This is a genomic window from Stenotrophomonas sp. 05L44_2 (genome assembly GCF_056665995.1).
On the sequence record NZ_JBFTNR010000038.1, the window covers coordinates 1 to 11,253 of the forward strand.

Genomic DNA, 11,253 nt, shown 5'->3' on the forward strand with positions numbered 1-11,253 from the left:
GTGACAACGACCGCGTGTCGGCCGAGCTGCGCCGGGTTCAGGAAGACCGCGGCGTGACAACGACCGCGTGTCGGCCGAGCTGCGCCGGGTTCAGGAAGACCGCGGCATCGGCAGCAATGCTGGTGTGCTGGCGGCAGCGCGCTACACCCATCGCATCGGCACCGCGCTGGACATCTATGGTGGCGGCCAGCTGACCGTCGATGACGATCATGGCCGCTACGCGGACAATGATGCGGTGGTCGCCGGTGGTACCTACACCTTCGCCAACCTGTCCACGATCGGCGCGGAGGTGAGCGATGGTGATCGGGGCAGTGCCGCGCAGGTCAATGCCGAGTACAAGCTGACCCCGCAGCACAGCTTCTATGGTGCGTTCACCCAGTCCACCGATCGCAGTGAATACGACCCGCTGTTCAGCCCGAATGCGCAGGATGGCTGGACGCTGGGCCAGCGCTGGCGCCTATCCGACCAGGTCAACGTGTTCAACGAGAGCCAGTTCCTCAAATCCGGCCAGGAATCCGGCCTGGCCAACACCTTCGGCATGGATTTCTATCCGGCGGTGGGCTGGAACGCGGGCTTCACCCTCAGCGACGGCAAGCTGGATGCGAGCAGTGGCCAGGTCGACCGCAAGGCCGTCAGCCTGTCCGGCGGCCGCACGTCGCCGGGTACCGAGTGGCAGAGCAAGCTGGAGTGGCGTCGCGACACCGGTGCCGAGCGCCGCACGCAATGGGTCAGCACCAACCGCCTCAGCCACCGTCTCAATGACAGCTGGCGGATCGCTGCGCGGTTCAACTACGCCGACACCGACGATGCGATCAACCCGGTGGCCGGCGCCCGCTTCATCGAGGGCAATCTCGGCTTCGCCTACCGCCCCTGGGACAATGACCGCTGGGCGCTGTTCGGCCGCTACAGCTATCTGTACGACCTGTCGACGATGGGCCAGGTCAACGGCGTGGACTACGACCAGCGTACCCAGGTGTTGTCGCTGGAAGGCGTGTACCGCATCGACCAGCGCTGGGAAGTGGCGGCCAAGCTGGCCCGACGCGAAGGCGAGGTCCGCTATGGCCGGGGCACCGGTCCGTGGTTCGATTCAGCCACGAACTTCGGTGCAGCACAGCTGCGCTATGACTTGTACTACCAATGGCACGGCCTGCTGGAGTACCGCCTGCTGGACGTGCGTGATGGCGGTCGCCGGCAGGGTTGGCTGGCCGGCGTGGACCGCGACGTCGGCCGCAACTTCCGGGTTGGCGTGGGCTACAACTTCACCGACTTCAGTGACGACCTGACGAAGTTCGACTACACCCACCGCGGCTGGTACCTGAACCTGGTGGGTCGCTATTGAGGACTGGGCAACGCCAGGCCATGCCTGGCGGGGCCGCGGCGGTCGCCACCCAGTAGTGCCAGGCCATGCCTGGCAGGGGCGCGGCGGTCGCTACCCAGTAGTGCCAGGCCATGCCTGGCAGGGCGGCAACGGCTCAGGCCTGCCTGAGCAGCTCCACCAGCTGCCGCAGGCGGTAAGGCTTGGGCAGGAATTCCACCTGCTCGGGCAGCGGCGGCAACTGCGAGCGTGCGTAGCCGGAGGAAAGGATCATCCGCGCCTGCGGCTGGTCGCGCGCAACATGCTCGCTCAGCTCGATGCCCGACATGCCGTTGGGCATGCTGATGTCACTGAACACCACGTCGAAACGCGTATCGCCCTGCAGCAGCGCGACCGCTTCCTGCGCATCGGCCGTGGTAGCCACGTCGATGCCGAAGTCGCGCAGGGCCAGGCCGATCATCTCACGCAGATCGGTCTGGTCCTCCACCATCAGTACGCGGATCGGATCATCGGTCATGGGTTGGGTTCCTCTGTGGCGGGTAGCAGCAGGCTGACCGTGGTGCCAACACCGGGCGTGGTGGACACGTCTACGAAGCCGCCGCTCTGGGTGGTGAATCCGAACACCTGGCTCAGGCCCAGGCCGCTGCCCTTGCCGATGTCCTTGGTGGTGAAGAAAGGCTCGGTCGCGCGTTCGGCGATGTCCGGGGCCATGCCGTGTCCCTCATCGCAGACGCTCAACGTCACATAGGTCCGTTGCCGGGATGTGTCGGCGTCGGGGTCCATGCGGTGCTCCAGCGCGGTGGCGATCAATACCCGGCCGCCACCTACCGTAGCGTCCGCAGCGTTGCCGACCAGGTTGGCGAGCGCGGTCTGCAGCTGCACGGTATCACTGAGTATGGCAGGCAGGCCCGCAGCCAGCGCGGTTTCCAGGGTGACGCCGGCAGGGCAGGTGGCCTGCAGGGCGGGCAACCAGTCGCGGATCCGCGCATTGATGTCCAGCGTTTCGCGGATCAGGGTCTGCCCGGTGCTGAAGGCCAGCAGCTGCCGGGTCAGCAGTGCGCCACGATCGCTGGCCGCCTGCGCGGTGGTCAACAGGGTGTTGGCACGCTCGTCATCGCCCATGCGTGCCGACAGCAGGTCCAGTGCATTGACGATGGTGGTCAGCAGGTTGTTGAACTCATGGGCAAGGCCGCGGCTGAGCTGGCCGACCGTCTCGAACTGCTGGGTCTGGCGCAGCGCCCGCTGCGCATCGCGCAGCAGCCGTTGCGCCTGCCACTGTTCGGTGATGTCGCGGGTGATCTTGACGAAGCCCACGAGCTCACCGTTCTCGACCACCGACTCGATGACCACGCTGGCACGGAAGGGAGACCCATCTCGGCGCACCCGCCAACCCTCAGCGGCATGGTGTCCGCATTCCGCCGCCAGCCGCAGCAGGCGCTGTGGCTCTCCCGTATCGCGATCAGCGGGCAGGTAGAAGCGGCCGAAGTGGGTGCCGATGACTTCTTCCGATCGGTAGCCCTTGATGCGTTCGGCGCCGGGGTTCCAGCTGCAGACGATGCCATCGGGATCGAGCAGGTACAGCGCATGGTCGCGCACGCTGTCGATCAGCAATCGCAGCTGTCGGGAAGGGTCCGTCAACACGGACGGCGTCGAAGCGGCAGCGACCACGATGAAATGCGTATTACCTCTGTCAGGCACGAGAACGTAGGCAGTGGAGTGTGAAGAGGACGTGCATGCGACGCCCGTGCCATTGGTCGTATGCGGCTGAATGCGACAAGGAGTAACATCAGTCCCCTTTTCCAAACTGGAACCGACCTGCATGCGTCCTGGTGCGACTACGCGTGACCGCTGGATCTGGATGACGTCGGCGGTACTGGTGGCGGCTACGGCCGCGCTGGAACTGGTGGTACCCCTGGGCTATGCCGTGTGGCTGGCCTATTTCATGGCCATCGGCGTCACTGTGTTCCAGCGCAGCGCCCGGGTGCCGTTCGTGGTGGCTGTCAGCGCCTGCGTACTGCTGGCGGTGGGCTACAACGTGGCGCCGGCCAGCAACAACTCATCCTTCTCGTTCGTCAACCGGTCGATCGGTGGCGCGGCTTTCCTGATGATCGCACTCATCGCCTCGCGCGCCATCCAGGCGCGACGCGAGGCGATGCGTGCGCTGTGGCTGCAGGAGGCGGAGAACGCGGTGGCGCTCAGCCTGCGCGGTGAGCTCGGGCCGGAACAGATCGCCGAAGCGGCGGTGTCGACGCTGGCAACCCAGCTGGGTGCCGATGTCGGTGCGCTCTACCGGCTGGAAGGCGGACGCCTGCAGCTGACCGGTGGGTTGGCGTTGCCGAACGGCATCCCGGCCACGTTGGGCCTGCAGGAAGGGGTGGCAGGGCAGGTGGCCCGCGACCAGCGGGCGCGGCATCTGCAGGGGGATGAAGCGGCGCCGCTGGAGCTGCAGACCAGCCTGGGGCGCGTGCCTGTGCGTGAACGGATCCTTGCCCCGGTCAGCAGCGACGGCGCGATCGTGGGCGTGCTCGAGCTGGGCCGGGCGGCGGTTGGCGAACAGCGGGCGCTGGATGACGAGCTGCTGCTGCGCTGCGCCGAGACCATCGGCATGGCCCTGCGCACCTCGATGCTGCGCGCACAGCTGGTGGTGCTGCTGGAAGAGTCGCAGCGCCAGGGCGAAGAACTGCAGGCACAGCAGGAAGAGCTGCGGGTGGCCAACGAGGAGCTGGAAGAGCAGAGCCGCAGCCTGATGCAGTCGCAGACGCATCTGGAACAGCAGCAGGCCGAGCTGGAGCAGAGCAACGTGCAGCTGGAAGAGCGCACCCACGAGCTGGAGGCGCAGAAGCAGGCGCTGCTGGTCGCGCAGGGGCAGCTGGTGCGCAACAGCAATGAACTGGCCGCCACCTCGCGCTACAAGTCCGAGTTCCTGGCCAACATGTCGCACGAGCTGCGCACCCCGCTCAACAGTTCGTTGATCCTGGCCAAGCTGCTGGCCGACAACAAGGACGGCTCGCTCAGCGACGAGCAGGTCAAGTACGCCCGCGCCATCCTGTCGTCGAACAACGACCTGCTGGCGCTGATCAACGACATCCTGGACCTGTCGCGCATCGAAGCGGGGCACGTCGAACTGGCCGACGAAGTGGTGGTGGTCGACAGCGTGCTGCAGCGACTGCGCGAAACCTTCGAGCCGATGGCGCGGCAGAAGGGCCTGACGCTGCAGATCGAGTCCGATGGCCTGGCCCCCAGCCAGCTGGTGGCCGACAACCAGCGCCTGCAGCAGATCCTGAAGAACCTGCTGGCCAATGCGGTCAAGTTCACCGAGCACGGCAAGGTGAGCCTGCACGTTCGCAGCGGCGGCAATGGCCGGATCCGATTCGAAGTGGCCGACAGCGGCATCGGCATTGCACGCGACCAGCTGCAGCTGATCTTCGAAGCGTTCCGCCAGGCCGATGGCAGCACCCGCCGCCGTTACGGCGGCACTGGCCTGGGCCTGTCGATCTCGCGTGATCTTGCGGTGCGCATGGGCGGTGACATCCAAGTGGACAGCGAGCCGGGCCGCGGCAGCTGCTTCATTCTCGAACTACCGCTGCAGGGCGCGCCGATGGCCGAGAATGCCGCAGGCGCCGCAGCGCCGGTGCCCGTGCAGCCGGTACCCGCCACCCCCGTGGCAGCAGCCCCACTTGCCCAGCGGTCCAGTGCCGCGCCGGTGGCAGCGGTGGCCGATGACCGTGGGCGCCGCCACCATGCGGGACGCTTGATCCTGGCAGTGGAGGACGATGCGGTCTTCGCCGAAGCCCTGGTGACGCTGGCGCACGAGCTTGATTTCGACTGCGTGGTGGCCACCACGGCCGAAGAGGCGCTGGCGCTGGCGGCGGACCTGCGTCCCAACGGCATCCTGCTGGACATCGGCCTGCCCGACGTCTCGGGCCTGACCGTGCTTGAACGGCTCAAGCGCAACCCCGACACCCGGCACATTCCGGTGCATGTGGTCTCGGGCATGGACCGCGGCCAGGTGGCGCGCGAACTGGGCGCGATCGGCTTTGCGATCAAGCCGACCACGCGCGAGCGCCTGGTGGCTGCCATCGAACAGCTTGAACAGACCAGCCAGCGCGACGTGCGGCGCCTGCTGATCGTGGAGGACGACAACGATCTGCGCCGCAACCTGGAACTGCTGCTGGGCCGCGATCAGCTGCAGATCGCTGCTGTCGGTACGCTTGCCGCAGCGGTGGAGCAGCTGAGCACGGTCACCTTCGACTGCATGGTGATGGACCTGTCGCTGCCCGACGGCAGTGGCTACGACCTGCTCGAGCACATGGCAGGCAACGATGATGTCGGCTTCCCGCCSGTCATCGTCTATACCGGCCGTGCCCTCAGCCGCGAAGAAGAGCAGCGCCTGCGCCGCTACTCCAAGAGCATCATCATCAAGGGTGCACGCTCGCCCGAGCGCCTGCTCGACGAGGTGACGCTGTTCCTGCACAGCGTGGAGGCCAACCTGCCCAGCGACCAGCAGCGCCTGCTGCGCGAAGCGCGCCGCCGCGACACCGTGCTCGATGGACGCACCGTGCTGCTGGCCGAGGACGACGTGCGCAACATCTTCGCGCTGTCCAGCGTGCTGGAGCCGCTGGGGGTGACGCTGGAGATCGCCCGCAATGGCCAGGAGGCCGTCGACCGCCTGGCCCAGCGCGAGGTGGACCTGGTGCTGATGGACATCATGATGCCGGAGAAGGATGGCCTGCAGGCGATGCGCGAGATCCGCGCGCAGCGCCACCTGCAGGACCTGCCGATCATCGCGCTGACCGCCAAGGCCATGCCCGATGACCGTGAACGCTGCCTGCAGGCCGGTGCCAACGACTACATCGCCAAGCCCATCGACGTGGACAAACTGGTGTCGCTGTGCCGGGTCTGGTGCTAGCGGCAATGAACGAGCAGGCGCTGTTCGACCTGGAGCTGAAGGTACTGCTGGAAGCGCTGTACCAGCGCTACCACTACGACTTCCGCAGCTATGCGGTGTCCTCGCTGCGCCGTCGCGTCAGCCAGGCCATGCAGCGCTACGAGTGCGAGCGCCTGTCGGATCTGCAGCATCGGCTGCTGCACGAGCCGGAGCTGTTCGCCCAGGCGATGCAGTTCTTCACCGTGCAGGTTTCGGAGATGTTCCGTGACCCGGAGTATTTCCGGCAGATGCGCGAACAGGTGGTACCGGTGCTGCGCACCTATCCCTCGGTGAAGCTGTGGGTGGCCGGCTGCAGTACCGGCGAGGAAGTGTGGTCGCTGGCGATCCTGCTGCACGAGGAAGGCCTGCTTGAGCGCAGCATCGTCTACGCCACCGACATCAACCCCGCGGCACTGGCCACGGCTGAGGCCGGCGCCTACGGCATCGACCGCCTGGCCCAGTTCAGCCGGAACTACCTCGCCGCCGGCGGCACCGCTTCACTGTCGGACTATTACAGCACCGCTTACGACGGCGCGGTCTTCGACCGCCAGCTGCGCCGCAACGTGGTGTTTGCCGACCACAGCCTGGCCACCGACACGGTGTTTTCGGAAGTGCACCTGGTGTCTTGCCGCAACGTGCTGATCTATTTCAACCGCGACCTGCAGGATCGGGCGGTGGGCCTGTTCCGCGAAGCCCTGGTGCATCGCGGCTTCCTCGGCCTGGGCAGCAAGGAGTCGCTGCAGTTCGGTCGCCATCACGATGCCTTCGAAGCCTGTTCGCGGGAGCACCGCCTGTACCGGAAGGTGGCCTGATGGCGGCAATGTCCCACCCTGACGTGGTGGTGATCGGCGCATCGGCCGGTGGCGTGGCCGCCCTGCAGATCGTGCTGGGTGCGTTGCCGGCCACCCTGCCGGTGCCGGTGCTGGTGGTGCTGCACCTGCCGCGCGACCGTTCCAGCCGCATCGCCGAGGTGCTGGCGCCGTACTGCACGTTGGTCCTGCGCGAAGCGGAGGACAAGCAGCCCCTGCAGGCCGGAACGGTGACGTTCGCGCCGCCGGACTACCACCTGCTGGTGGAGGACACGCAGGCCATCGCTTTGTCGATGGACGAACCGGTGCTGTTCTCGCGGCCGGCCATCGATCCGCTGTTCGAATCGGCCGCGGCCGCGTTCGGCACGGGTGTGCTGGCGATACTGCTGACCGGTGCCAGCAGCGATGGCAGCGATGGCGTGGCCGCCGTGCGCGCCGCTGGCGGCCAGGCCTGGTTGCAATGCCCCGAGGAGGCCGAGGCATCGATGATGCCGGCCTCTGCCCTGCAGCATGCCGGCGCCGACGCCGTGCTGCCCCTTGAACTGATGTGCCGCCGCCTGAAGGAGTTGTTTGCATGAACCTGCTGCCGCCGGACCCTGCCCAGTCGCAGGCGCCGGTCAACCTGCTGATCGTCGACGACGTGCCGCAGAACCTGGTGGCCATGCAGGCGCTGCTGCGCCGCGAGGGCGTCAACCTGTTGCTGGCGGACTCTGGCGCGCAGGCGCTGGAGCTGCTGCTGGAGCATGAGGTAGCGCTGGCGCTGCTGGACGTGCACATGCCGGAGATCGACGGTTTCATGCTCGCCGAGCTGATGCGTGGCTCGCAGCGCAGTCGGGATGTGCCGATCATCTTCCTGACCGCCTCGCCGGATGATCCGTTGCGGGTGTTCAAGGGCTACGAGACCGGCGCGGTGGATTTCCTGCACAAGCCGGTGGCACCGCAGGTAATCCTCAGCAAGGTCAATGTGTTCATCGAGCTCTACCAGCAGCGGYAGTTGCTGAAGGCGCGCAACGAAGCGCTGGAGCGCGCGTTGAAGCTCAACGAGACCATGGCGGCGGTGCTCACCCACGACCTGCGCACGCCGCTGTCGGCCATCCTGCTGTGTGCCGACAAGCTGTCGCTGGAACTGCCGGACGACAATGCCGGTGCGCAGCAGACACTGAGCTACCTGGAGGCCAGCACGCTGCGGATGGCACGCATGGTCGAGCAGTTGCTGGACTTCTCGCGGATCCGCAGCGGTGGCCTGCGCCTGCAGAGCAGCGTCTGTGACCTGGCCGAGGTGACGCGTGCGGTGCTGGTCGAGGCCGGTGCCGGCCATCGAAGCGATCGGATCGCGCTGGACGTCCGTGGCGATTCGACGCTGCAGGGCGACATGGATCGCCTTGGGCAGATCGTCGCCAACCTGGTCGGCAACGCACTCACCCATGGCGCCGACGCGACGGTGCAGGTGCAGGTCGATGGTGGCGATGCACGGGTGGTTGCGCTGCGCGTACGCAACACCGGCCATGTCGATGAGGCGTTGCTGCCGCGCCTGTTCGAACCCTTCAAGGCCAGCTTCCACCAGAGCAACGGGCTCGGGCTGGGGCTGTACATCGTTGACCAGTTCGTGCGTGCGCATGGTGGCCAGTTGAGCGCGCGCAACGAGGCAGGGCACGTGGTGTTCGAGGCGCTGCTGCCTCGTCGATCCGATTTGCGCAGTCCGGCGGTTTCCTGAATTCTTCAGCTGGCGCGTGAGCGAACTGAGACGGGCTCGTCCGCAACTGCTACCGTGGCACCACTCTTGCAAAGGAAGCTCCATGCCACTGCGTGCCATCGCCTATGTCAGCCAGGCCAAGCCGGATCTGTCTGCCGCACGTCTGCAGACGCTGGTCGAGGATGCCTCGCGCTTCAACAAGATGGCAGGGGTGACGGGTGTGCTGCTGCATGACGGCGAACGCTTCCTGCAGTACATCGAAGGCCCGCCTGATGGCATCGATTCGGTCTATGAGCGCATCCTGCAGGCCGGCAGCCATGTCGACATCGTCGAGCTGGCGCGTGGCCGGCTGGGCCAGCGCCAGTTTCCGTACTGGGCAATGCGCGGGCTGCCGGTSGACGCCGCGCTGCTGCGYCAGCTTTCCGCAGGCGACTGGTCGGGATTCGCCCGCTCAGTGAACGGTGACAGCGTCATGCTTACGGCGGTGGATCTGTTGGCCGAGGTCGTGCGGCCGGTACTCAGCGCGGGCTGACCGCTAACGCTGCGGGGCGCAGTACGCCGCGTGCAATGCCTGCAGCACCCCCAGCGCCGGACCCTCCAGCAGCCGATAGTGCAGTGCCYGTGCCTGCCGCCGCGTTGCCACCACCTCCAGATTGCGCAGCACGGCCAGATGCTGTGACAGCGCCGATGCGCTCAGGCCAGTCAGGGCCTGCAGTTCCGGCACCGGTGCTTCGCCTTCCACCAGGCGACACAACACGCGCAGTCGCGCCGGGTGTGCCAGCGATTTCAGCAGGGCAGCCGCTTGTGCGGCATGCGTAGCCATCGCGGCACTGTCGGTGGTGATGCTGGGCACGGCTTGACTCGGTAGTTCAGGAAAATCTAATTTAGAGAAATCTAAATTGAAGGGCAAGCCGATGCGCGCGATGCAGAGGGGCAGGGCATGAACCTGCCATGGGCGGCAATTGCAGGCGGCGGCCTGATCGGTGCGTCGGCGGTGCTGCTGCTGGCCACGCTCGGTCGGGTGGCGGGCATCAGCGGTATCGCTGCCGGCGCCGCTGCCGCGCCGCGCGGTGATCGTGGTTGGCGCTGGGCTTTCCTGCTCGGACTGATGTCGGCGGCGGCAGCGGTGTTGAGCTGGCAGGCGGGTGCAGGACAACCACCACGCGCCTTGCTGCGCGACGCGCTGCCGGCCTGGCAATTGATCGCTGCCGGTGTCCTGGTGGGCCTGGGTACGCGGCTGGGCAACGGCTGCACCAGCGGCCACGGTGTCTGTGGCCTCGCCCGTGGATCGCGGCGATCGCTGGTGGCGGTGCTGGTGTTCATGGCCTGCGCGATGCTCACCACGTTCCTGCTACGTCACGGCGGAGGCCTGGCATGAGCCGCAGGTTGTGGGCGGCAGGTGTGGCCGGCGGCCTGTTCGGTGCCGGCCTCGCGCTGGCCGGCATGACCGATCCGCGTCGCGTGCTGGGGTTCCTTGATGTGGCTGGCGACTTCGATCCCACGCTGGCCTGGGTGCTGGCGTCGGCGCTGCTGGTCAGCGCACTGGGTCAATTCTGGCTGCGGCGGCGGCAGCGGCCATGGTGCGCCGAACGTTTCGAGCTGCCRGCGGCGCAGGCTGTCGACACGCGGTTGCTGCTGGGTGCGGCGCTGTTCGGTATCGGCTGGGGCTGGGTCGGCTATTGCCCGGGGCCCGCGCTGGCCGCGTTGGCGGTGGGCGCGCGCGAAGCCCTGTGGTTCGTGCCAGCGATGGCTGCCGGTTTCTGGCTGCATGATCGCTGGCTGCGCTGAGGCTTCACGTTCGTCTCACCGTTGCGGGGTTCAGATCACCTTTCCCGGGGAACGGAGGACGACATGGCACGGATGAAATGGAAAGGCGGCGCGTTGCTGGCGGCGGCACTGGCGACGGCGGCAATGCCGGCGATGGCCTGCACGCGCGCGGTGTATCTGGGCGACAACGGCGATGTCATCACCGCCCGCTCGATGGACTGGAAAGTGGACGTGGCCACCAATCTCTACGTGTTGCCGCGTGGCATTGCGCGCACCGGAAAGGCGGGGCCTGGGTCGATCGCCTGGACTGCACGCTACGGCAGCGTGGTGGCCACCGGCTATGACATTTCCACCACCGATGGCATGAACGAGAAGGGCCTGGTCGCCAACCTGCTGTGGCTGGTCGAGTCGGAGTACCCGGCCCAGCGCAGCGGCAAGCCCGGCCTGTCCATCTCGTTGTGGGCGCAGTACGTGCTGGATAATTTCGCGACGGTGGAAGAGGCGGTGACTGCGCTGCAGCGCGAACCGTACTCGATCGTCACCGACAAGGTGCCGGGCGAGGACCGCCAGGCGACGCTGCATCTGTCGCTGTCCGACGCCACGGGTGACAGCGCGATCGTCGAATACATCGGCGGGCGCCAGGTGATCCACCATGATCGGCGCTATCAGGTGATGACCAATTCGCCGGTCTTCGACCAGCAGCTGGCRTTGAACAGCTACTGGCAGCAGATCGGTGGCACGG

At 66.9% G+C, this 11,253-nt stretch carries 12 protein-coding genes; 9 read left to right on the forward strand and 3 right to left on the reverse strand.

Translation table 11 applies throughout. The features are described 5' to 3' along the window. Window positions 1-67 precede the first annotated feature (67 nt). Window positions 68-1,339, forward strand: coding sequence for a hypothetical protein (locus AC1VAN_RS02345; RefSeq protein WP_480985197.1), 1,272 nt, complete (start codon window positions 68-70; stop codon window positions 1,337-1,339). 133 nt (window positions 1,340-1,472) lie between these two features. Here the strand turns inward: AC1VAN_RS02345 and AC1VAN_RS02350 are convergent, their stop codons facing one another. Both AC1VAN_RS02350 and AC1VAN_RS02355 read right to left on the reverse strand, forming a co-directional pair. Continuing rightward, complete coding sequence (locus AC1VAN_RS02350) at window positions 1,473-1,832, reverse strand: response regulator (protein ID WP_025874874.1); 360 nt, start codon at window positions 1,830-1,832, stop codon at window positions 1,473-1,475. Continuing rightward, window positions 1,829-2,983, reverse strand: coding sequence for a two-component system sensor histidine kinase NtrB (locus AC1VAN_RS02355; RefSeq protein ID WP_425518190.1), 1,155 nt, complete (start codon window positions 2,981-2,983; stop codon window positions 1,829-1,831). Before AC1VAN_RS02355 ends, AC1VAN_RS02350 begins: the two co-directional genes overlap by 4 nt. A gap of 151 nt (window positions 2,984-3,134) precedes the next feature. Between AC1VAN_RS02355 and AC1VAN_RS02360 the strand changes: the two genes are divergently transcribed. From AC1VAN_RS02360 to AC1VAN_RS02380, 5 genes are all read left to right on the forward strand, one after another. Then, entirely contained in the window at window positions 3,135-6,224 is a 3,090-nt protein-coding gene (locus AC1VAN_RS02360; protein ID WP_480985198.1) for a response regulator, read from the forward strand. Between the two features lie 5 nt (window positions 6,225-6,229). Continuing rightward, window positions 6,230-7,054, forward strand: a complete 825-nt coding sequence (locus tag AC1VAN_RS02365) for a CheR family methyltransferase (protein WP_032951761.1) — start codon at window positions 6,230-6,232, stop codon at window positions 7,052-7,054. Continuing rightward, window positions 7,054-7,629 carry a chemotaxis protein CheB gene (locus AC1VAN_RS02370; protein WP_025874869.1) on the forward strand — a complete coding sequence of 192 codons (576 nt, stop codon included), beginning with the start codon at window positions 7,054-7,056 and terminating at the stop codon, window positions 7,627-7,629. Before AC1VAN_RS02365 ends, AC1VAN_RS02370 begins: the two co-directional genes overlap by 1 nt. After that, window positions 7,626-8,765 (forward strand): hybrid sensor histidine kinase/response regulator, encoded by a 1,140-nt coding sequence (locus AC1VAN_RS02375; RefSeq protein ID WP_480985199.1) that lies wholly within the window; start codon window positions 7,626-7,628, stop codon window positions 8,763-8,765. The genes AC1VAN_RS02370 and AC1VAN_RS02375 overlap by 4 nt, the downstream gene beginning before the upstream one ends. 82 nt (window positions 8,766-8,847) lie before the next feature. Then, a complete protein-coding gene (locus tag AC1VAN_RS02380; RefSeq protein ID WP_477744817.1) occupies window positions 8,848-9,276 on the forward strand; it encodes a BLUF domain-containing protein in 429 nt (142 codons plus the stop codon). A 3-nt stretch (window positions 9,277-9,279) separates the two neighbouring features. Here the strand turns inward: AC1VAN_RS02380 and AC1VAN_RS02385 are convergent, their stop codons facing one another. After that, window positions 9,280-9,567 (reverse strand): metalloregulator ArsR/SmtB family transcription factor, encoded by a 288-nt coding sequence (locus AC1VAN_RS02385; RefSeq protein ID WP_480985201.1) that lies wholly within the window; start codon window positions 9,565-9,567, stop codon window positions 9,280-9,282. 117 nt (window positions 9,568-9,684) lie between these two features. Between AC1VAN_RS02385 and AC1VAN_RS02390 the strand changes: the two genes are divergently transcribed. From AC1VAN_RS02390 to AC1VAN_RS02400, 3 genes are all read left to right on the forward strand, one after another. After that, on the forward strand, window positions 9,685-10,122 hold the full coding sequence (locus tag AC1VAN_RS02390; protein ID WP_025874862.1) for a YeeE/YedE family protein: 438 nt from the start codon (window positions 9,685-9,687) through the stop codon (window positions 10,120-10,122). Continuing rightward, window positions 10,119-10,532 (forward strand): DUF6691 family protein, encoded by a 414-nt coding sequence (locus AC1VAN_RS02395; RefSeq protein WP_442251208.1) that lies wholly within the window; start codon window positions 10,119-10,121, stop codon window positions 10,530-10,532. The genes AC1VAN_RS02390 and AC1VAN_RS02395 overlap by 4 nt, the downstream gene beginning before the upstream one ends. A gap of 63 nt (window positions 10,533-10,595) precedes the next feature. Next, a partial coding sequence (locus AC1VAN_RS02400) for a linear amide C-N hydrolase (protein WP_480985200.1) occupies window positions 10,596-11,253 on the forward strand: 658 nt, incomplete at its 3' end.